18 protein-coding genes, 7 tRNA genes and 2 pseudogenes are annotated in these 21,316 nt (G+C 41.1%); 11 read left to right on the top strand and 16 right to left on the bottom strand.

The window, feature by feature from the left end; translation table 11 throughout:
* Window positions 1–65: 65 nt before the first annotated feature.
* Entirely contained in the window at window positions 66–683 is a 618-nt protein-coding gene (locus tag VXQ11_RS02170) for a trimeric intracellular cation channel family protein (protein ID WP_416682258.1), read from the top strand.
* Window positions 684–1,122: 439 nt separating this feature from the next.
* Window positions 1,123–1,851, top strand: a complete 729-nt coding sequence (locus tag VXQ11_RS02165) for an N-acetyltransferase (protein ID WP_416682256.1) — start codon at window positions 1,123–1,125, stop codon at window positions 1,849–1,851.
* 268 nt (window positions 1,852–2,119) lie between these two features.
* Here VXQ11_RS02165 and VXQ11_RS02160 read toward each other — a convergent pair whose 3' ends face one another.
* The 4 genes from VXQ11_RS02160 to VXQ11_RS02145 all read right to left on the bottom strand — a co-directional run bounded on the left by VXQ11_RS02160 (window position 2,120) and on the right by VXQ11_RS02145 (window position 5,574).
* Window positions 2,120–2,536 (bottom strand): GlcG/HbpS family heme-binding protein, encoded by a 417-nt coding sequence (locus VXQ11_RS02160; RefSeq protein ID WP_416705289.1) that lies wholly within the window; start codon window positions 2,534–2,536, stop codon window positions 2,120–2,122.
* Between the two features lie 130 nt (window positions 2,537–2,666).
* Window positions 2,667–3,968: a glutamate-1-semialdehyde 2,1-aminomutase gene (hemL, locus tag VXQ11_RS02155; RefSeq protein WP_064095884.1), complete on the bottom strand. Its 1,302-nt coding sequence runs from the start codon at window positions 3,966–3,968 to the stop codon at window positions 2,667–2,669.
* A gap of 38 nt (window positions 3,969–4,006) precedes the next feature.
* Window positions 4,007–4,627 (bottom strand): thiamine phosphate synthase, encoded by a 621-nt coding sequence (thiE, locus tag VXQ11_RS02150; protein ID WP_064095883.1) that lies wholly within the window; start codon window positions 4,625–4,627, stop codon window positions 4,007–4,009.
* Window positions 4,628–5,190: 563 nt separating this feature from the next.
* Entirely contained in the window at window positions 5,191–5,574 is a 384-nt protein-coding gene (locus VXQ11_RS02145) for an Mpo1-like protein (protein WP_416705288.1), read from the bottom strand.
* Between the two features lie 327 nt (window positions 5,575–5,901).
* Between VXQ11_RS02145 and VXQ11_RS02140 the strand changes: the two genes are divergently transcribed.
* Together VXQ11_RS02140 and VXQ11_RS02135 are read left to right on the top strand one after the other, a co-directional pair.
* A complete protein-coding gene (locus VXQ11_RS02140; protein WP_416705287.1) occupies window positions 5,902–7,359 on the top strand; it encodes a CYTH domain-containing protein in 1,458 nt (485 codons plus the stop codon).
* 141 nt (window positions 7,360–7,500) lie between these two features.
* Entirely contained in the window at window positions 7,501–8,955 is a 1,455-nt protein-coding gene (locus VXQ11_RS02135) for a CHAD domain-containing protein (RefSeq protein WP_416682250.1), read from the top strand.
* A gap of 19 nt (window positions 8,956–8,974) precedes the next feature.
* Here VXQ11_RS02135 and VXQ11_RS02130 read toward each other — a convergent pair whose 3' ends face one another.
* Window positions 8,975–9,607 carry a hypothetical protein gene (locus VXQ11_RS02130; RefSeq protein WP_064102159.1) on the bottom strand — a complete coding sequence of 211 codons (633 nt, stop codon included), beginning with the start codon at window positions 9,605–9,607 and terminating at the stop codon, window positions 8,975–8,977.
* Between the two features lie 110 nt (window positions 9,608–9,717).
* Here VXQ11_RS02130 and VXQ11_RS02125 point away from each other — a divergent pair, with 110 nt between their 5' ends.
* The 3 genes and pseudogenes from VXQ11_RS02125 (at window position 9,718) to VXQ11_RS02115 (ending at window position 11,569) form a co-directional block, all read left to right on the top strand.
* On the top strand, window positions 9,718–10,107 hold the full coding sequence (locus VXQ11_RS02125) for a DUF3144 domain-containing protein (RefSeq protein WP_064101958.1): 390 nt from the start codon (window positions 9,718–9,720) through the stop codon (window positions 10,105–10,107).
* Window positions 10,108–10,225: 118 nt separating this feature from the next.
* A pseudogene (locus VXQ11_RS02120) lies at window positions 10,226–11,290 on the top strand (amidohydrolase family protein).
* A gap of 12 nt (window positions 11,291–11,302) precedes the next feature.
* Window positions 11,303–11,569 (top strand): hypothetical protein, encoded by a 267-nt coding sequence (locus VXQ11_RS02115; protein ID WP_416682247.1) that lies wholly within the window; start codon window positions 11,303–11,305, stop codon window positions 11,567–11,569.
* A gap of 58 nt (window positions 11,570–11,627) precedes the next feature.
* Here the strand turns inward: VXQ11_RS02115 and VXQ11_RS02110 are convergent, their stop codons facing one another.
* Together VXQ11_RS02110 and VXQ11_RS02105 are read right to left on the bottom strand one after the other, a co-directional pair.
* Window positions 11,628–14,399, bottom strand: a complete 2,772-nt coding sequence (locus tag VXQ11_RS02110) for a M16 family metallopeptidase (RefSeq protein ID WP_416705286.1) — start codon at window positions 14,397–14,399, stop codon at window positions 11,628–11,630.
* 135 nt (window positions 14,400–14,534) lie between these two features.
* Window positions 14,535–15,356: a PhzF family phenazine biosynthesis protein gene (locus VXQ11_RS02105; protein ID WP_416682243.1), complete on the bottom strand. Its 822-nt coding sequence runs from the start codon at window positions 15,354–15,356 to the stop codon at window positions 14,535–14,537.
* 118 nt (window positions 15,357–15,474) lie between these two features.
* Between VXQ11_RS02105 and VXQ11_RS02100 the strand changes: the two genes are divergently transcribed.
* The 3 genes and pseudogenes from VXQ11_RS02100 to VXQ11_RS02090 all read left to right on the top strand — a co-directional run bounded on the left by VXQ11_RS02100 (window position 15,475) and on the right by VXQ11_RS02090 (window position 17,956).
* Entirely contained in the window at window positions 15,475–16,062 is a 588-nt protein-coding gene (locus VXQ11_RS02100; RefSeq protein WP_416682242.1) for a flavin reductase family protein, read from the top strand.
* 125 nt (window positions 16,063–16,187) lie between these two features.
* Entirely contained in the window at window positions 16,188–16,922 is a 735-nt protein-coding gene (gene gloB / locus VXQ11_RS02095) for a hydroxyacylglutathione hydrolase (protein ID WP_416682240.1), read from the top strand.
* Between the two features lie 93 nt (window positions 16,923–17,015).
* Window positions 17,016–17,956, top strand: a pseudogene (locus VXQ11_RS02090) (IS5 family transposase).
* A gap of 67 nt (window positions 17,957–18,023) precedes the next feature.
* Here the strand turns inward: VXQ11_RS02090 and VXQ11_RS02085 are convergent.
* Window positions 18,024–18,407 carry a VOC family protein gene (locus VXQ11_RS02085; RefSeq protein ID WP_416682236.1) on the bottom strand — a complete coding sequence of 128 codons (384 nt, stop codon included), beginning with the start codon at window positions 18,405–18,407 and terminating at the stop codon, window positions 18,024–18,026.
* A gap of 343 nt (window positions 18,408–18,750) precedes the next feature.
* Complete coding sequence (locus VXQ11_RS02080; protein ID WP_416682235.1) at window positions 18,751–19,023, bottom strand: hypothetical protein; 273 nt, start codon at window positions 19,021–19,023, stop codon at window positions 18,751–18,753.
* A 433-nt stretch (window positions 19,024–19,456) separates the two neighbouring features.
* Here VXQ11_RS02080 and VXQ11_RS02075 point away from each other — a divergent pair, with 433 nt between their 5' ends.
* Window positions 19,457–19,660 (top strand): hypothetical protein, encoded by a 204-nt coding sequence (locus tag VXQ11_RS02075; RefSeq protein WP_004280022.1) that lies wholly within the window; start codon window positions 19,457–19,459, stop codon window positions 19,658–19,660.
* 151 nt (window positions 19,661–19,811) lie between these two features.
* Here the strand turns inward: VXQ11_RS02075 and VXQ11_RS02070 are convergent.
* From VXQ11_RS02070 to VXQ11_RS02040, 7 genes are all read right to left on the bottom strand, one after another.
* Window positions 19,812–19,896 (bottom strand) — tRNA-Leu (locus VXQ11_RS02070).
* A 39-nt stretch (window positions 19,897–19,935) separates the two neighbouring features.
* Window positions 19,936–20,009 (bottom strand) — tRNA-Trp (locus VXQ11_RS02065).
* Between the two features lie 35 nt (window positions 20,010–20,044).
* A tRNA-Leu gene (locus VXQ11_RS02060) sits at window positions 20,045–20,129 on the bottom strand.
* Between the two features lie 386 nt (window positions 20,130–20,515).
* A tRNA-Leu gene (locus VXQ11_RS02055) sits at window positions 20,516–20,601 on the bottom strand.
* Between the two features lie 395 nt (window positions 20,602–20,996).
* Window positions 20,997–21,081, bottom strand: a tRNA-Leu gene (locus VXQ11_RS02050).
* A 39-nt stretch (window positions 21,082–21,120) separates the two neighbouring features.
* Window positions 21,121–21,194 (bottom strand) — tRNA-Trp (locus VXQ11_RS02045).
* Between the two features lie 35 nt (window positions 21,195–21,229).
* Window positions 21,230–21,314: transfer RNA gene (locus VXQ11_RS02040), tRNA-Leu, on the bottom strand.
* Window positions 21,315–21,316: the final 2 nt, after the last annotated feature.

The following is a 21,316-nucleotide window of genomic DNA, read 5'->3' as shown; positions in this document are numbered from 1 at the left end:
ATTCTAAAAACGCTAGCCACATAAAAAAACCGTCAATTACCGACATATAGTAAATCTTAAAGCCTATGGATATTTTACTTCACTATATTGATTTAGCTGGAACTTTTGTTTTTGCCTTAAGTGGAGCAATGCTAGGTATACAAAAAAAATATGATATTTTTGGGATATTCTCTTTAACTGCTATTACTGCAATTGGTGGAGGCGTTCTTCGAGATTTATGCCTTTCCGCCACACCTCCCTCAGGCCTCATTAATGAAGAATATTTCATTGCAATATTTCTGGCATTCCTACTCAGTATTTTATTTCAAAATATAGTTTATTCTTTAGATAAAGCGTCTTTATTATTTGATGCCTTGGGATTGGGATTTTTTGCAGCCTTTGGGGCAAATAAGACTTATGCTCATACCGGTAGCGTACAACTTTCAATTATCATGGGCTGCATAAGTGCGGTGGGTGGAGGATGCCTGCGGGATATTTTATGCAGACGTACACCGATTATATTTACGAAAGAAATCTATGCAAGTGCTGCGATGATAGGTGCTGCAATTGAAGTTTTAGGTTCAAGTGGTGTTATTTCATCTACTTATAGTATTTGGATTGCTATAATTACCTGCACTTTAATCCGTTTATTTTCATTGTATTACGGTTTAAATTTACCAAAAATAAAGTTAAAGCCAAAATAGTTTCTAGAAATTCTAAAGTGCACTCTCCTGATTTTTATTACAGGTGAGTTATTTAAGTTAAACAATCTACCCTAACCCGCATACTGCTTAAGCCGATAAGTCTCTTACTCGAATAACCGGCTGGTTTTGATGGCATTATTGGCAAGCGCACAGGCAGAAAGCATAGACTGTGTGGTAATAATCTCATGGTTATTAGTATTCCTTTTTTTTAAATTAATTTCGCATAAAATTTTTTTCTATTAAATGAAAATAGAGTTTTGTAGATATGTAAAAGTAGATGATTATTTACCCTTAAATACCTACTATGTTAAAGGAAGTCAAAAACTAGAAAATATTGAGTATGAAATATAAGAATTATAGCGATCATTTTTGTTAATTACTCAATTCGCAAATTTAGTTTTTTAATATGTGCTGCTTATTAGTTGAGATTTTATTAATTATGAATAATTCAATACATCCAACAGCCATTATTTCAGAGAAAGCTATTTTGGGTAAGAACATTACGATAGGTGCCAATACTATAATTTATGACAATGTTGAAATTGGTGATGATTCTTTTATCGGTGCCTTTTGTGAATTAGGAGTGGATAATCACTTATCAGAAGGTCAAAAACTAGTCTTAGGTAAAAATTCACACATTAGATCCCATAGTATATTTTATGAAGGGTCTGTATTTGGTGATGGACTCATAACAGGTCACAGAGTAACTGTCAGAGAAAAAGTTTTAGCTGGTAAGAACCTGCAAATAGGAACTTTGTGTGATTTACAGGGACATTGTGAAATTGGTGATTATGTCCGTTTTCATAGCAATGTGCATATTGGACAACATAGTAAAATTGGAAATTTTGTCTGGATCTTCCCCTACGTGGTTTTAACAAATGATCCCTACCCACCAAGTGAGATACAGATGGGAGTAACTGTTGAAGACTTTGTATCTATATGCACGATGAGTGTTATTTTACCAGGTGCCATAATATCTGAAGGTTGCTTAATAGGTGCTCACAGTTGTGTAAAAGGTATCACTGAAAAAGATTCAATTTATGTTGGGAGTCCAGCGAAGAATCTGGGTTCAACATCACGCATAAAACTAGAAGATGGATCGACAGCTTATCCATGGAGACATCATTTTAAACGAGGTTATCCGGAAGAAGTGACTAAAGATTGGTAAAATAATAAAAGGTTCTTTATTTGAATACTTTTATCCTGACTGGAATTAAATGATTATTTAACAATCTATTTTAAAATTTTCTAAAAAACATCATACAAGAAATACAAAACTCTATTTTTTCATCCAATGTAAGTCAAACCCTTAATTTATATTAAAAACCCAAGCCTACTGACTTAGGTTTTTTAATATCTTTTTTTGCGTTCCATTCTTATCTATATACCAATCAAAATTAATTTATTTTATTTAACTGGTAAAGGTTTATTAAAAATTAGGAAAACTTCGCCAAAAACCTCTCAATCGCTACCTGCGCAATTTCTGCATCCTGAAATGACTTTACACCTGACACGCCCATCGCACCGACCAACTGCCCTTGGTACAGAATTGGTTCACCGCCTTCTAGCATCCCCGAGAAAGTCTCCATGGTCAGAAAACCCATCTGTCCGCCTTTGATAATATCTTCAAACAGCTTGGATGGACGGCGACTCATGGCAGAGCATTTGGCTTTTTCAATCGCCAGATTTGCAGTCATTGGTGCTGCGCCATCCATACGCTTCATTACCAGCAAATTACCGGTCTCATCCACTACAGTAATGCTGACATTAAAGCTATTCTGCATCGCATATTGGTGCGCTGCATCTAATAAAAATTCCGCATCACTTAAAGTCAAATAATGTTTGGTTTTCATGAAAAATAGTCTCGAATTTTAAATGTAATCTCCCCTAACCCCTCTTTAGTAAAGAGGGGAACTTTATTTATTCAGTTGAGGTTCCCTCCTTTTTAAAAGGAGGGTTAGGGAGGATTTAAAAAATTAAAATTTATCCTTTCATCTCAGCAAAAGTTTCTTTTGCGGCCTGAATGGTAAATTCGATATCTTCATCAGAATGTGCTGCTGACATAAAGCCGGCTTCAAATGCTGAAGGCGCAAGGTTTACGCCACGATCGAGCATACCATGGAAGAATTTACGGAAAGCATCGACATCACATTTCAACATCGAATCAAAGCTGGTGATGTCTTCCTGGTCGGTAAAGTACAGACCAAACATGCCACCAACCTGTTGTGTCTTGAATGGAATGCCTGCTTCATCCGCAGCAGCTTGCAAGCCAACCAGCAGCTTCTCAAGTTGAGCAGACAGTTTCTCGTAGAAACCTGGTTCACGCAGATGTTTAAACATCTCAATCCCGGCACGCATCGCCAGCGGATTACCCGACAACGTACCTGCTTGGTATACTTTACCCAGTGGTGCAATACATTCCATCACTTCACGCTTGCCACCGAAAGCGCCCACTGGCAGACCTGCACCAATAATTTTACCCAGTGTGGTTAAATCCGGAGTCACACCATAATGAGCCTGTGCGCCACCCAGCCCAACACGAAAACCTGTCATCACTTCATCAATAATAAACACTGAACCATGTTCATCACAGACATCACGAATCGCTTGCAGGAAACCGTCAATTGGTTTCACCAGGTTCATGTTGCCTGCGACTGGCTCAACAATCACGCCGGCAATTTCTGAACCAAATTTGGCAAAGCATTCTTTTAAAGTGGCGATGTCATTATATGGAAGGGTTAAGGTGTGTTTGGCAAAATCCGCCGGAACCCCTGCAGATGTCGCTTCCCCTTCTCCACTGGTCAACAAGCCTGAACCGGCCTTTACCAATAATGAATCGGAGTGACCGTGATAACACCCTTCAAATTTTACAATTTTGTCACGGCCAGTATAGCCACGTGCCAGACGGATCGCGGTCATGGTCGCTTCTGTACCTGAGTTGGTCATACGAACCAGCTCGATCGATGGCATGATCTCGCAGATAATGTCTGCTAGCGTGGTTTCATGAACTGTGGGCGCACCAAAGCTCAAACCGTCTACTGCAGCATCCTGAACGGCTTTAATAATCGCTGGATGCGCATGGCCCAGAATCATCGGCCCCCATGAACCTACATAGTCCACATAACGCTTGCCATCTACATCATAGAGATAGGCACCTTGGGCTTTTTCGATAAAGACCGGTGTACCACCGACTCCATTAAATGCACGTACAGGTGAATTGACACCACCCGGGATGTGTTTATTGGCTTGTTTGAACAGTTGTTCTTGCTTTGGAGATAAGCTCATGAAGGCACTCGACTCAAAATTAAATCAATCAAAAAATTTTATGCTGTAGCTTGAAAAAGCGCAGACCATTCATCTAAACGTTCAGGAATGGCATTCATCGGTAGTCCCAATATATCACTAATCACCGCGCAATAATCCGCACCTGACTCAATGACTTCTTTAGAATTTTCAACCGTTAAACCGCCGATGGCACATAAAGGTACATTTAATTTCTCTTTGGCCAGTTTTAAGGTTTCCAGACCAATATTACCGGCTTCTGGCTTACTGTCAGTAGCATAGATTGCGCCGAATGCCACATAATTTGCACCATCAGCAATGGCCTGTTCAGCCAGCTCAAGTGAGTTATTACAACTACGGCCAATCAACACGCCTTTAGGCAAACGTGCTACAGCATCGACAATAGAACCATCATCCTGGCCCAAATGCACACCCACGCCGTATTTAACCGCCATTTCAAGATCATCATTAATTACGAAAGGTACACCATATTCAGCACACATGGCTTTCATATACTCGATTTCGTAAATTTGATCTTCTTTCGCCACTTTTTTACGACGATATTGCAAGACCGCAACACCACCATTGGCCATGGCACCTTCTAACTTTGCCAACAAAAGCTCTAAGGGATCATCATTGGTAATTAAATATAAACCGCGCATCTTGCTCGCCACTTGCTAGGATGGCTCTATTATAGGCATAACTGGGTTTGATTTCCGCAGTCCTGCTATTTTCGAGCCTGAACAGCAACAAATTTGCAGGTATTTAGAACACTTGATCCGTTAAATTTCAAATGTCCCTATATCTTGAGAGGTAGCCCGATCGGCAGAAAGTAACTTAAATAAGCTTAGAAATAAAAAATAATTATTTGTGTTGCTCACATTCTCTCTTGCATTTTTAAGTATTCTTTTATAAGGAAGAGATGTCTCAAAGCCAGATGGGTTCTTTTACTTTCGGTTCAAGTTCGAACATTTTTCGCCTATAACCATTTAGTCAAAATTTTAATTAAGTTATTGAAACTTAATCATTATTAAAGAAATATAAAAAAAGCCTGGAGAAGGTCGCTCCAGGCTTGGAAAACTGATGTATTCATTAAAATATAACGTTTGATCAAAAAGCTGGATCAGCAATAACACAATTATTAGAATAATAAATCTAGACTTGCAAGTCTTTTATCGAAATTTCATGCTTTAAACGCACACATTCCGATGAACGTATTTTTCGCTCAACTGGAAATCTTATCGTGTTTTTGGTCAAGCAGACTGATATTGCCACGTAGAACATCTGCAAACATCCTCCAGTCCGAGATAAAACTATATAGCGGTTGTTTAAAACTGGCCGGTTTATTGCGCTCAAAAATAAAATGACCAACCCAGGCACAGGCATAACCAGACAGCAGCCCATAGGCAAAATATCTAGGCTTGCCTTGGCGAATGGCTTTGGCAAAACAGTATAGTCCAATGCTACTGCCTGCCACATGCAGACGGCGACTGACAATATGTCGATGCTCGGTCAAATAGAAGCGATAAAATTCATGATAATTTTTAATCGGCATCTGTGGCTGAACCGCGACCACGTTATTTCTTTCTGGTTGTACTTGTACATTCATTGCTCATCATCCTGACGTTTTTGTTTTACCTTAGCGTATATTTTAGCCAAATAACAGTTTTTTAAATCTGTACTTCTCTGCTTTTCGAATGTCCTCGGGACACCCTGATCACTATCATTTGAGGCCCATACGAACCAATAAAAATGAATCTTAAAACTTCTGTTCAAAATTTTTATGTTCAGGTCAAGTCTTACATGTATTTTGATTTTGGTTACAATCTGCTACGCGCACATCAAAACTATAAGTACGGCTGCTGTCCGCCTTTTCATAACCTTATTCAAGTGAAGATTCAGTGCATGCTTATACTGAACAGATAGGATGATTCTCATGGTTGAAGTTGAACTCAAGTTCCAGATTCCTGCGGCACGACGCACTGCGCTGCTCAAGGCACTTGATCCGAAAAAGTCTCAACAGATCCAGCTTCAAGCGAAATATTATGATACTGCCGACCGCCAACTGGCCCGGCACGGAGTAGCACTGCGTCAACGTCTGGAAGGCACATGTTGGGTGCAAACGTTGAAAGCGGTCGGCAAAAGCCATATCGAGCGTTTTGAACATAATCATAACTTAGGAGAACTCGCTACACCTCCAGAATTGAATCTAGATATTTACAATGAATATCCCGAAGCTTGGGCAATTCTCAGCAATGCGCTTGGCGACCAGTTTGATGATCTGCAGCTACAGTTCGAAACTGACATTTCCCGTACTTTAAGGGTGATTGAATATGAAGACACGCAGGTTGAAGTTAGTCTGGATATTGGACAGATTCGCACACAGCATGCCGAGCAACAGGTACATGAAGTCGAGTTCGAGCTAAAGAATGGTTCCATTCAGCATCTGCTGGCTTTTAGTTTTGAATGGGTCAAGAAATACCAGCTCTGGCTCGATGTCCGCAGCAAGGCCGAAATAGGTAATTTATTGGCTGCTTCACAGCGGGTTAGTCCTGCGACTCTCAGCAAAGAATTCCAGATCAGTAAAAAAGACAGTGCCAGTAAAACCATGTGCAGTCTGATTGCACAGCAGATGCAGCATTTATTACCAAATATTGCGGCAATCGCGGATCAGATTGCAGAGCAGGAACATATTGATCAGGCACAACTGGCACTGGATCAGCTGCATCTGACCCTGCTGCTGTTCAAAGACTGGCATCCTCAGCTTTCCGACAAATGGGCACATCAGCTGGCGGCTTTTAAGCAGCAATTTGAGCACCTGCAACATTTACAGCATATGCAAAATAGCCTGGCGGGCTTCCTGCAAAATCCCACTACCACAGAAAACCTGACTAAAGATATTCTTTATGCTCAGGAGAAACTGGGCAATCTGGTCAAGTCCACCCAGAATGTGCATCATTATCTGGAATTGCTGATGTTCAGTTTAAGTGAAAATGAGCATGCTTCTCCGGATTTAAAAACTGCGGCACAAACCACCTTGCAACAGCAATATAAGGCTTTACAGGAACAGATGAACCAGACGGACATCACGGATTTTGATAGTCTGGATCAATTGGCTGGCCGGATTCAGGAGCTTAAATTCAGCTTTCCGATTTTAACCACAATCTATGACGTCAAAAATTTGCAAAAATACAGCAAAGCACTGAATGATGCACAACTGGCAGCCGATGAATATCAAACCTTGGCATCTTCGGCGGTCTATATTCAGCAAACTGAGCTGGAAGCGAGTGACTGGTTTGTTCTGGGGTGGTTGACTGCCAAACAGGAGGTTTATGCCCAGAAACTGCTTGAAGCGACCGAACAGTTCCTGGTGAGCCGTAAATTTTTAAAATAATTATATTGAAATAAATTTCACGAGAAATAGCTTAAGCACACCTTCTGTAGTGTGCTTTTTTTGTTGCAGAAGCACATCACAACCTTGCTAATCTTTGGGCTATATTAATCTGTAAACCCAACATCGCGGAGGAATAACCCGATGGCAGAAATAGAACTCAAATTTCAGATCCCACCCCAGTCCCGGGTACAATTTGAGCAGGACATTCAGAAACTTCAGCCGACTCGGCATCGCTTGTGTGCCAGATACTTTGACACTGAGACACAGCAATTACAACAACATCAGATTGCACTCCGACAACGTCTGGAAGACCAGCAATGGATTCAGACACTGAAAGCAGCGACTGAACACCACTTTGAACGTTTTGAACTTGAACATGAGTTAAAAAGCCCTCCTGAACATTGTGACTTTCAGTTATACCGCAAACATAAACCGGCCAAAAAAATCCTAAAACAGGCGCTTGGTGATTTGGAGACGCCCCTCATTCTGCAATTTGAAACAGATGTCGCGCGATATGTACTCACCGAAAGCCATCTGGACAGCCAGATTGAAATTGCTTTTGATGTCGGTGAAATTCGCCACAATAATCAAACCATTGATATTTATGAGGTTGAATTTGAGCTTAAATCCGGTCAATTGAGTGAATTAATTGATTTCATTCAGCCTTGGGTACAACGTTATGCTTTATGGCTAGATACCCGGAGCAAATCGGAACGCGGCTATACCTTGTTACAGGAGGAAGAGAATCTTCCGGTTCAGTATCAACTTCCCTTAGTGCTTGAACAGAAAGACCAAATCAGCACGATTTTGCAAAAGATTGTTGCCAATTGCCTGGCTCATCTTTTCCCCAATGCTACTGCAATTGCAGCCGAGACTTATAATAGTGATCATGTGCATCAGGCACGTGTCGCGATTCGGCGTTTGCGCAGCGCATTTAAAATTTTCCAGTCCGTGACCGAGCATGTGCAGCCTGAATGGCAGGAACAGCTGCGGGATATTTTCCAGCAGCTCGGTTCTACCCGAGATCGAGATGCTCTGACAGAAAGTCTGATTCCACAACTGGAAAAAGCAGGTTCCCCCCTATTGAAATTGCCGCCACACTCACAAAAACCGCCTGATATTAGTGCGTTGTTCAGAAGTCCTGCTACCGTAACATTAATGCTGCAACTGCTCTGTTTTAGCCTGGAGGAAATGCAGGACAAGACCCGGTCTTCTCATAAGATATTACGTAAAGGTCTGAGCAAGCTGCATCAGCAAATCTGTGAGGATGCCAAGAACTATCAGGAACTGGATATTGAATCCCGGCATCGGACACGCAAACGGGTCAAACGCTTACGCTATAATGTAGAATTCCTGCAAAGCTTATTTCCCGAAAAAGAGGTGAAAGCTTATTTGAAAGCCTTAAAGCCCTTACAGGAAAGTCTGGGGCATTATAATGACGTATTTGTAGCCCAAGAGCTATTCAGACCTTACGTCAAACAACAGGGCAAGGCCTGGTTTGTGCTGGGCTGGATAAGCGCGGAGCAACAGCGTTTGTCGAGCGAAGCAGCAGAACGTTTACAGCAGTTTGCCGAAAATACCAAGCCCTTCTGGTAAGACGGGCTCGGTCACTGCTCTACCGATATTTGCCGAATACTTTCCAGATATGGTTGTCTGCCAGAGGATCGTTATAACTGTCACTACGCTGCTTGCGTGGCTTATCGCGTGCATCGATCAGCTCAAAATGTGGCTCGACACTCAGTACAATCCCATTGACGTAAAAACGGGTGCGCGTATATTCACTCTGGCCATGCTGAAACACATAAGTGCGCAGATCAACAAATTCACGGTGTGCCACTAATGCTGCGGTATCGTCACTATCCAGCCACTGCCGCATGGCAGTAACCTGCTCGGGTTCGAACTGGCCGCATTTTTCGATCAGGCTGGTGACCCCACGAAAAGTTTTGGATTCTTTGGCACGGGTTTTATTGATCCGGATCCGGTCAACATGAAAGTAAAATAGCGGCAGGTTTAAATGGCTCGGCAAATGGATCGCATCCAAGATTTCATCTTCCATAAAAGGCTGAAACAGATCCTGTGCCCTTTCAATCAGACCGAGCCACTGACTATAGTATTCATCTACCTGTGACTGGCTGCCATAATAAATCGGCAAGCCTTCAACATTGGCCAGATTTGCCGGTGGCCAGATATTCTGGCGCAATAAGGCAATATCACTTTTTAAACTTTGTACCGCAATCGCATCCTGCATGGCATTCACTTTTATATGCTTAGGCTATTTTTAGATTAAGGCAAAGGTTTAGTTTCTGCAAGGCTTTGCCTATAATTAGCGATTGAGATTTTAGTGTTAGGAACAAATTCATGGTTCAAAAGATTGAAGCAACCGATGTAACCGAAGAAGAAGCGTTAAATGCGGCATTCTTTGAACGTGCTGATGAATTTATTCAACAAGCCAACGAGTTTTGTCGCGTAGAAAAAGGCTCACAGGAAAAACCAAGCGATAAGCGCGGTCAAGTCAGTGCAGCGATGTTATTTGGTACTGCCCGTTTCAATACCTGGGTGGCCGCAAATAATTTTAAAGATGGCAACGAGATGCGTGATGCCAAAGATCAGGTCATGTCTTATATCTTGCAGCAATTTCAAATGATGCTGGAAGATAACTATGATGAATACTGTGAACAGTTCGAAAACTATTTACGTTTCCGTCACAATGAAGAGTTTCATGCTAACAAGCACAAGCATGATCATTGATTAAAATACGAAAAGCCCTACGGGGCTTTTTTTATTTGCTGTAATTTATCATATTGACTTTAAAGTGATTTAAGCACCATATAAATTGAATAATAAATAAACTAAAACAAGGTATAGCATGCAGCAACTTCCCTTCCCGATCATTGACCCGCATATTCACCAATGGGATCCGTACAACACCCCACATGCAGCAGCACTCGCGGTCAAGCTGTTTGACAAACATCCTAGATTGCTGGACAAGATGGTTCGACTGTTAAAACCCAAAGATGTCATTGAGACCATTGGCCTGACCCAGCACCTGACTGCACCCTACCTGCCTGCAAATTACAAGAGAGATGCAGGACATTATGAAGTAGAGCAAGTTGTGCATGTTGAAGCCAGCTGGCATGACCATAAAGGCACAGGCGTGGTGGATGAAACCCGTTTCATCGCTGGACTTCCTTTTGATCAGTATAATATCCGGTTAGGTGGAATCGTCGCCACGGCAGATCCACGGCAGAAAAATTTCAAACAGTTAATTGAATTGCATCGCGAAGCTTCTCCCAAATTTTGCGGCATCCGTAAAATGGCTGCGGTACATCCAGATAAAGGGATTCATGCCTGGACCGATGAACCGCATCTATATCGCAACACAGATTTCCTGAAGGGCTTTGAAGAACTGGCCACGCAAGATTTAAGCTTTGATGCCTGAGTGTACTCTACCCAGATTTCAGATGTTACTGCGCTAGCCAAAGCCTTTCCTGAAACGCCCATCGTGCTAGATCATCTTGGTACGCCCGCAGGTTTATTTGGCAAGGTGGGCAAAGCTACAGGTAAGACCAAACAAGATCACACCCAGATATTTGCAGACTGGAAATATCAGTTGGCAGAACTGGCCGAATGCAAAAATGTATCGACCAAAATGTCTGGTCTGTTTATGCCAGTCTTGGGACATGATTTTCACACGCAAAAACGGCTGGCAACTAAACAGGAATTAGTCGAATGTGCCGCACCCCTGATCCAGCATGCTTTATACTGCTTTGGGTCTGGGCGCGTGATGTTTGCATCCAACTTCCCAATGGACAGTGTCAGCAGCTCACTCACCAACATTATTGATGCCTTTAGCGATATTGTTCAGGACTATGATGAAAACGCGTTAAAGCCGATCTTTTATGAAAATGCTAAACGTTTTTATCGACTTTGAGTGAATGAGGACATGTTAAGTTGGATAACAGATCCCAGTCTAAATACGCCTTCAGGCAAAGGACTTTGTATTTTACTCAATATTATTTCAAGCTGGATAACGTCTTATTATTATCAAATGGTGATCCATCATTCTTTTGATCGAGATATTGCTTTCTGTTCAGCTTTGATTGGTGGTGGAATATTGATTTTTCTTCTTATTGCATCTGATTGGAGTCTGCCCCTATCTATCCTTGCAAGCATAACTGAAGGGATTGTTTTTAGCCATAGAGCAATCTAGAACATAAAGCTCAAATAAATAAAAAATCCCCTCACTTGAGGGGATTTTTTGATTAACACTATGATGTTTTAACTTCCTTCCCATATTGATCGGCCATCACTTCAACCAGCTGGTCCGGCTTGATGTATTTTTTAATCATGGCATCAATATCAGCTTTATTCAGTTTAGCAATCGCCTGATCACGTTTTTCCCGGTAAACCAGATTACGGTCTTTTTCCAGCTGTGGGATAAGCATAGTATGAATACGACGATCATCTTCAAGTGCAGTTAAACGCTGTTTTAAGATACTGGCTTTTGCCGCTTCGACTTCCTGTTCAGTCACGCCACGTGTCAGCAGTTCATTGAGTACCTTATGCACTGCTTGGGAAACCTGTGCGGATTTTCCAGCCGTATAATTGGCACTAATCATCATGGCGCCCACATCTGCCCATTCATCGAGTTGCACATCCGCACTAAAACCATAGACTAGTGCATTTTTCTCACGTAGCTCTTGTGCCAGTCGTGACGATAACTGTGAATCACCCAGAATATAACGAAGTACCTGTAATGCAGGTGCATCGGCATGATCTGCGCCGACCGGCATGCTCATGAATGCCTCATAACTCCCGAATTCACGCTGCTCAGACAACGCATGAATTTTCTGGGCTGGATAGCTTCGATATTCCGATTTCAGACGCTCATAAGGCTGTGTAGCTTTCCAGTCTGAAAAACTGTTTTTCAGTACATTTTGCATCGATTTCGGATTAAATTCGCCTGTAACCGCAATTTGCGCATGCTGGGTTTTTAAAAACTGCTGATACAGTGCCACAACCTGTTCGCGAGTCGCTTTCTGATACTGTTTTTTGGCCAGTTCCGGCTCGAAATGGAAACGCAGATCGCCAGGCTGATAGATCTCGATCGTTCGGGCCATCGTCAAGCTCGACACCGTATCTGGTTCGGTATAAGGACGATCTAGGCTGGATAAAATTTGCCCCTTGATCAAGTCAAACTGGCTTTGCTCAAATGTAGGGGTTTTCAGCACATCAACCACATACTGGAAAAACTCTTCAAACTTTTCTTTTTTAGCGCTGATTTGCAAGGTCAGGCCATTACTGGATGCACTGGCAGTCGCAGAACCACCTACCTCAATAATTTTATCGGCAATCTGCTGCAGACTCTGGTCTTTTGATGCGCGTAACAATAAGTAAGCCGTCAGATCCAGAATCTCGCCTTTATTCATCAGGCTTTGTGCAGTACCAAAATCTAGAGAAATTGTGGCATAGACTTTATCATCGCGTGTAGTGGTCGGAAACAGCGCATATTTAATGCCATTTTTTAACTTGCCACGCTGAATCTGTTTGTCTTTACTATGCAAATACTGTTTGGACTGCTGTATATATTTTTTTACTTCAGCCTGATAGACACTGACATCTTTCAGTGGCTCTTCTGCTTGCACCTGCTGATCCAGGGTTTTTGCCGGTGCTTCTGTTTGTGCAAGTTCTTGTGCTTTCTTCTGATCTTCCGGTGTAGGTAAGATATTGCCAGAAATACGGTATTCAGGTTTAAAGAAGTTCTTAAAGTCCTGATTGACCTGATTCACACTCAGGCTTTGAATTGCATTCAGATCTTTAAAATACTTGCTCCAGTCACCCGAATACGTCACAGCATAATCACTTAAACGTGAACCCAAAGCAGTCGCACTACTTTTAATATTATCTGCCTGATTCCGGGTCAGATTTTTAGCCCGATCCAGTTCTGCCTGAGTAAAAGGCTGGTTCTTTTCTACTCCCTGAATCAGCCCCTGTTCAATATCCTGTGGCTGATGATTCGGGGCATAGATTGCCCCCATAAACACCAGATTGAAGTCTTTATCAAGCCAGGTACTGGATTGCACCGCTGTTGACTTCCCAGTTTCCACCATACTCTGATAGAGATGCCCACTTGGCTGCAAAGTATAGAGCGTTGGCGAAACAGCCAAAGCCGTTTTAATGTTTTCTTCTGATTGGTTTAAATAAATATTAAACCTTGCCAGATCACTACCTTTTCGCACGGTAAATTCACGCTGTTTGATCTGCTCGGGTTTAAGCGCCGGCACTTTCACTTGCGCCGGTACATTTCGGGACTGAATCGGACTGAAATGCGTATCCAGCTGTTTTAATACCTCTGCCTTGTCAAACTTGCCCGAAATCACCATAAAGGCATTATTCGGTGCATACCATTGACGGTAAAAACGGTTTAATTCCTGCATATTGATAGATTGCAGTTCATTCAGATCACCAATCGGCAAACGGCCTAAATACTGATTACCATAGGCCGATTTAAATACCTGATCGATCAATACCGAAAATGGCTGGTCCAGCCGGATTTCACGCTCACGTTTTACAATATCAATTTCAGTCGGTACATATTTTTCCTGAAGCACCAGCTTGTCCATGCGTTCGGCTTCCAGAAAAATGACTTCACTTAATGCTGTTTTTTCAGGACGGATCACATTGGTATATTTGGTCGAGTAATAGTCGGTACTGGCATTGGTCATCAAGGTGTATTGATCCAGTCGGCGCTGGAACTCATCCCCTTTGACATTTTCTGTACCTTTAAAGGCCAAATGTTCCAGCAGATGGGCCAGTCCGCCCTTACCTTGAGGATCGTTCAGGGAACCGGTCAGATAGACCGTATTCATAAAAATCTTATTTTCTTTATCATTCGGAGCCAGAATAATACGTAGTCCGTTATCTAGTCGATATTCTTCAACATTTTGTTCACTTTTCACTAACATAGGTTGTGCAAAACTCAGCACACTACAGCCAGACAATATGATAGCCAGACTTAAATTTTTATAACGTAGCAACATTATTCATCCAAATTATAAAGGTAAATTTTTATTCATGCTCATCTTGGGAAATGATTCTTTTACCAAATAGCCTATTCCAAGCCGAACCATCAAAATAACATGCCGCCTCACCTGACGACATGTATATCTATGTCATTAAATATAAATTTCTGCCTGCATATATAATTTTCCATAACCTGAAATTTCAATACGCTCCTGATCTTGCAAGGCACAATACAGTACGCCACCACGTGCTGATGCCTGATAGGCGACCAGTTCATTTTTACCCAGTTTTTCGGCCCACAGCGGGGCAATTCCGGTGTGAATCGAACCGGTTACCGGATCTTCATTGATGCCATTACTCGGTGCAAAATAACGTGAAATACAGTCGTATTGCGTATCTTGTGAAGTAATTGCGACATCTAAACAGGTATTTTGAGCAGTAATGGCTGTACGCTTACCATTCAACTGTTTAAGCAGTTCAAAATCAGGCGTTTCCTCCAGCACATCCTGTACCGATCCATATTCAACAATATAGCCCTGTGCATTCAGATAAACCTGTTTAAACGGTTTGCTCAAAGCATGTCTTAAAGCTTCAGGATATTCAGCAACTGGCTCTGCACGACGGATTGGAAAATTCATTCTGATCTTGCCATCTGCATCCTGACTGACCACAAAAATGCCTAAATCTTTCACATGAAAATGAATCTTTTTCCCTGTACCAAACTGATTGAATAATACAAAACTGCTGGCCAATGTCGCATGACCACAAAAATCCACTTCCCTGGTTGGGGTAAACCAGCGAATGGCATAATTCTCGTTATCCATCACTTTAACAAAAGCTGTTTCAGACAGATTATTTTCCAGTGCGATATTTTGCATCAGCTCATCTTCGAGCCAATCCTCCAGTACAATTACGGCGGCTGGATTGCCTTTAAACAATTCTGTAGTAAACGCATCGACTTGGTACATTTTCATTTTTTGAATTCCTGAATTCACGATCTCTAGTTTAAAAGCTTTTTTGCAAGAATAAACTTGAATATGTTAATGATCTCATTAATCTAGCCTATTAAATAAATAGAGCAAATGGTGCTGCATGACAAACTCCCATCTTCAAAGTGTTCCCTTAGAAAAAGCTTATCGTCTGATTACCCATGGCCCTACTGTACTGGTATCTGCTCAAGACCAGCAGGATACAGATGTCATGGCAGCGGCCTGGGCATGTGCACTGGAATTCAGTCCTGCCAAAGTGACCGTGGTGCTGGACAAAAGCACCAAAACCCGAAATATTATTGAAAATTCAGGTTATTTTGCTCTGCAAATTCCGACACTGAAACAGCTGAATATGGTCTATTATCTGGGCACACAGAGCCTGTATGATGTGCCGGACAAACTGGCACAATCCGGAGTAGAACTATTTCATTTTCCTGATGCAGATATTCCTGTAGTACAAGGCTGTGCGGCCTGGATACTTTGCGAACTGATTCCCGAGCCGCATAACCAGCAAATGCATGACCTGTTTATTGGCAAGGTGATTGCAGCCTATGCCGATGATCGGGTCTTCCGCGACGGCCACTGGCATTATCATGAAGTGGATGAAGAATGGAAAAGTATTCATCATGTAGCCGGTGGGCATTTTTATACTATTGGTAATGCGGTGAGCATTGATGCTCCTGAATCTTGATTTTTCTATATCTTTCTATTCAGCATACATGGAAGTCATTCTGGTTTAACAGATACTATCTAGCAACTCCAGAATACCTGAAATTATGCTACTTTATTCCTAATTTTGATTTGATGTGATGCGCTATGATGCCTTTTAAAATTCACTGTATTGATGTCCAGAATTCACTGCAAAATTATATCTGGTTACTTGAACATACCGTGTCACATCAGGTGGCCGTGATTGACCCAACTGAAGCAGACTTGGTACACGCCTATTGTGCCGAGCACGATTTGATCATAAGTCAAATCTGGCTGACGCACTGGCATAAAGACCATATTGGCGGTGTGCCGGGGTTAATCCAGGGGAAAAATCTGCCTGTGTATGGCCCACGGGCAGAACTAAGCAAAATTCCGTTTATCACCCATCCACTTGAGCATGAAGAACAGTTTAATTTTCATGGAATAGATATTCAGGTGATTGCTGTACCTGGGCATACACTCGGCCATATTGTCTATTTTATTGATGCAATTGATGTACTGTTCTGCGGCGATACTTTATTTGCTATGGGTTGTGGCCGGGTTTTTGAAGGAACGTTTGAACAGATGTATCATTCACTGTCTCGTCTGGCTGCCTTGCCGCCGCGCACGCAGGTGTATTGCACTCATGAATACACCTTGTCGAATGCACAGTTTGCCAAACACGTCGAACCAGATAATCCTGAAATTCTGGAACGCTTCGAGCAGATCGAGCGTTTACGTATGCTAGGCCAGTGTACGCTACCAAGCAGTATTGAAATTGAATTGCAAACCAATCCTTTTCTTCGTGCAGAGAGCGTGAAGGAATTTCAGCATTTAAGAACCTTAAAGGATGAATTTTAAATTCAATCCAAAGTTAAAAATTAATCTTTAGATCAATACGGCTTTGTTGCACAAAGCTATTCTTGAGGGCTTCTTTAGCAATATAATTTCCAGATGAAGAAGCCTGCACCTAAAACTTACCGTACAACCAATTGGTCCTCGTATAACCAAGCTTTAATCAAGCGAGGAAATATTTCAATCTGGTTTGATCCTAAGACCCAATGGTATGCACAACCACAAGGCAAGCACGGACGAAATCAAACTTATTCCGATACAGCGATTCAATGCTGTTTAATGATCAAATCTCTATTCCGTCTTTCTTTACGTATGGTCACTGGCTTTGCTCAAAGCCTGATTAAACTCTGTGGCTGAGCAGCCCCGAATATCAGTGATATTCGTACTCCACCCTCTGTAGACGACAAAAGCATATTGATATTGCGATAAGCTATCAGAAAAGTCGTGATGGGTTACACCTACTCGTCGACTCTACGGGTTTAAAATTTTTAGGTGAAGGTGAATGGAAGCGTAAGAAACATCAGCCTGAATACCGTCGGCAATGGCGTAAACTGCATATTGGTATAGATGCTGAAACACTGCAAATACGTGCCGTTCAGCTTACGACAAATAATGTCAGTGATTCACAAGTACTAGGTGATTTACTGGATCAAATCCCACCAAATGAGCGAATAGATTCTGTCTATACCGATGGGGCGTACGACACGAAGTGCTGCAGACAAGTGATTTCAGATCGTCAAGCACATGCAGTAATTCCACCCAGGAAGAATGCCAAGCCCTGGAAAGATTCTAAAATCAGTTCAATAGAACGAAATGAGTTACTTCAAACGGTTAAGCATTTAGGCAGAACCCTATGGAAAAAATGGTCGGGCTATCACCGTCGCAGTTTGGTGGAAACCAAGATGCATTGCATCAAATTATTAGGAGATAAGCTGACGGCAAGACATTTTCAAAGTCAGGTCAATGAAGTTCATGCGCGTGTGGCAGTTCTGAATAGATTTACGGAATTAGGTAGACCTCACACCCAAGTTGTCACTTAAATTTGAATGGATTGGGGAAAACTCAGCTTTTGAATGTTTATGCAACAAAGCCATTCTTAAATAAAAACTAGTCAAGGTAGTTAGCTATTTCTATTAAATTATCATCAGGATCTCTAATATATATAGACATGATATTTCCAATAGCACCTGTACGTTGAACCGGCCCCTCTTCAATATGAATATTAAGATCATTTAAATGCACAATAACCATAGCTAATGGGGTTTTCGCGATAAAGCATAAGTCAGCAGATCCTTTTGTGGGATGCCTCGCTTTAGGCTCAAATTCATTTCCAGCCTGATGTAAGTTTATTTTTTGCTGTCCAAACTTTAATGCTTTGCGATCATTTCCGAAAGAAACAACCTCAAAATTAAGAACCTGACTATAAAAATTACACGCTTTACCTATATCGGCAACAGTCAAAACCAAATGATCTAAATGTGAAATTTCCATATGAGTTCTCACAATCTTGCAAAGGATGTAGTTAATTACATCGTTTACTAAATTTAAGTTATTAAAATCCTCTATGCTGTTGGCGACTTGTTAAAAATGAAAATAAATTATTTCATTCAATGTACTGGTGATTCTCTTAAATTAAATTTATAAGCCACTAGTAGAAATATATGGTTGCTCCAAAATAAAAATATCCCCCTTTACATAATGACATACCAATAAAGTCGCCAAATTTTAAGAGTAACATTGGTTATGTCGCCCCTAATGATGCTATGCGAGAGCAGAAACTTAGTGCTTGAGTTCTATTTACCGGAACTGAGAGCTTATGTACCAATAAGTAAAATTAAAGAATCTGGTTGCTTTGTGCATAGGTATCCAGTTCCTCTTGATTAACCACACGCACCGCCTGCATTTCATCAATACGTACCAGCAGCAAACCACCTAAAGCAGGTTGATAACGACGGGCACTCCCAAAAGGCGTATAGGCCACTTTCGACTGAACACTAAAATTCAACCAGTCTTCATGTCCCAACATTACAGCAACCGGATCAATTCCTTGCTGCTGCATCAATTCAATTTGCTGTTTTACATACTGTTCAATGGTTACTTCAGTCATGGTGCGGGAACTCAGCCTAAGAATTATATTTATGCCAGTATAAAACATGTAAAACCGGACTAAAGGGCAGAAAATCATCAACCAGTATTTTTGAATGGATTGAATTAATGAGAAGAAATATTTTCATTTTATGGCTAATTTTTTATTTTGACCTTATAGGAAAAATTTAAAAAACAGATCATCTAAGATATAAACCATTGAATTATAAAATTAATTATATATTTCTATCTTATTTAAAAACTTAATATTTAGTTACAACATCTTCAATATTATAAAAATCATTTACTTAAAGCTTAAATTGATTTTTTCTTACTCAGGCAATGTTCACTATATATACAAATTCATTTAAATTAATTTAAATAAGGTTAAATGCCCTTTAAAACATTATTTTTCACCCTTATTTAAGATTTAACAATGATGAAGGAGTGATCTCGTGAAAAAAGTGGTTAAAGCTAAAAATTTGATTGCATTTCGACTATGGTTAGAAAAATTGGGATATTCGGTACGTACGCTGGCGGATGATCGTGGTTTCAGTTTCAGTTTCAAGAAAGAATATGGCCTAGTGACCTGTGATCTGGCAGGCAATGCCTTGGCCTTACAACTAGGTGAGGAATTTGAAGACCACTTGAAAGCCTGACTGCTTCTATTTAGGAGTAGAAAAATAAATTAATTTCTCCACTGATTCAGTAGCACTATTCTCTAGTTATTCAGCCCATTTCGATGGGCTTTTCTTTTTTGAGAAATCTAAAGCAATAAAAAAGCAAGGCTAATACCTTGCTTTGATATGATGGTGGGGACGGAGAGACTCGAACTCTCACACCTCGCGGCGCTGGAACCTAAATCCAGTGCGTCTACCAATTTCGCCACGTCCCCATCAGGGTACCAACTTAGTGTTGGATTTCTTTCAAACTTTGGCAGAGGATCAAGGATTCGAACCTTGACGAACGGTTTTGGAGACCGTCATGCTACCATTACACCAATCCTCTACTTCAATCCAATATCCAGTTACCCAAATATCGATTGGTGGGGACGGAGAGACTCGAACTCTCACACCTCGCGGCGCTGGAACCTAAATCCAGTGCGTCTACCAATTTCGCCACGTCCCCGATGGCTGTGTATATTATAGAGATAGACCGTCATTGACAAGCGATTTTACAAGCAATAACAGTCTATTCCGCTATAAAATAAACAGTTAAGCTTATTTTTTATTTTTTTATAAAACTGATGTCGGAAATTTGCCTCTTTTTAAGGTCAAGCTACAAGTCCGTTATTTCTTCAAAAGTTTTTATTTAATTCCTCTATCCCTAATAAAAACTCAAATGAATTTCTGATATTAATTAACATTATTAAACAGAACGCTGAAACTGCCTCTTTGATTGTAAATTAGATCTGTAGCAGCATATGGAACCAAAACAGAAAACAGAATAAATAAAACTGGGCTTAGCAAATTGCAGGCAAAAAAAAACAAGGTAGATACCTTGTTTTTCATATTTGGTGGGGATAGAGAGACTCGAACTCTCACGCCCAGAAGGCGCTGCGACCTGAACACAGTGCGTCTACCAATTCCGCCATATCCCCATGGCTGTGTATATTATAGCGATTAGACCTGATTCACAAGTAGTTCTGTAAGAATCCAAATGCTTTTATATCAAAAATTAAGCAGTTAACTTTCAATTGAGCAAATATCATCCTACTTATATTCCTATTATTAAATTTATCCCCTTCTATATAAAAATGATGGGTATAACGAATGAAAGATCACTCCATTGAAATTTAAAAGCAGTGGGATCGCGCAGCTTATCATTTTTGATATTAGAATTTTTACAGTCATGCCCTGATAATAATCATTCACTTAAGAAGTAAAACCTGGAATGCATTAAAGTTCATTACTTATCACAGCAAATATCACACTAAAAATTAGACTTAAATTTCAGGCAATAAAAAAGCAAGGCATTAGCCTTGCTTTAATATGATGGTGGGGACGGAGAGACTCGAACTCTCACACCTCGCGGCGCTGGAACCTAAATCCAGTGCGTCTACCAATTTCGCCACGTCCCCATCAGGGTACCAACTTAGTGTTGGATTTCTTTCAAACTTTGGCAGAGGATCAAGGATTCGAACCTTGACGAACGGTTTTGGAGACCGTCATGCTACCATTACACCAATCCTCTACTTCAATTCAATATCCAGTTACCCGAATATCGATTGGTGGGGACGGAGAGACTCGAACTCTCACACCTCGCGGCGCTGGAACCTAAATCCAGTGCGTCTACCAATTTCGCCACGTCCCCGA

This window comes from Acinetobacter sp. 197 (genome assembly GCF_048148385.1).
In the GTDB taxonomy this organism is placed as follows: domain Bacteria; phylum Pseudomonadota; class Gammaproteobacteria; order Pseudomonadales; family Moraxellaceae; genus Acinetobacter; species Acinetobacter pecorum.
The sequence above is the reverse complement of the archived record's forward strand: the minus strand, read 5'-3'. Positions and strand labels throughout refer to the sequence as shown.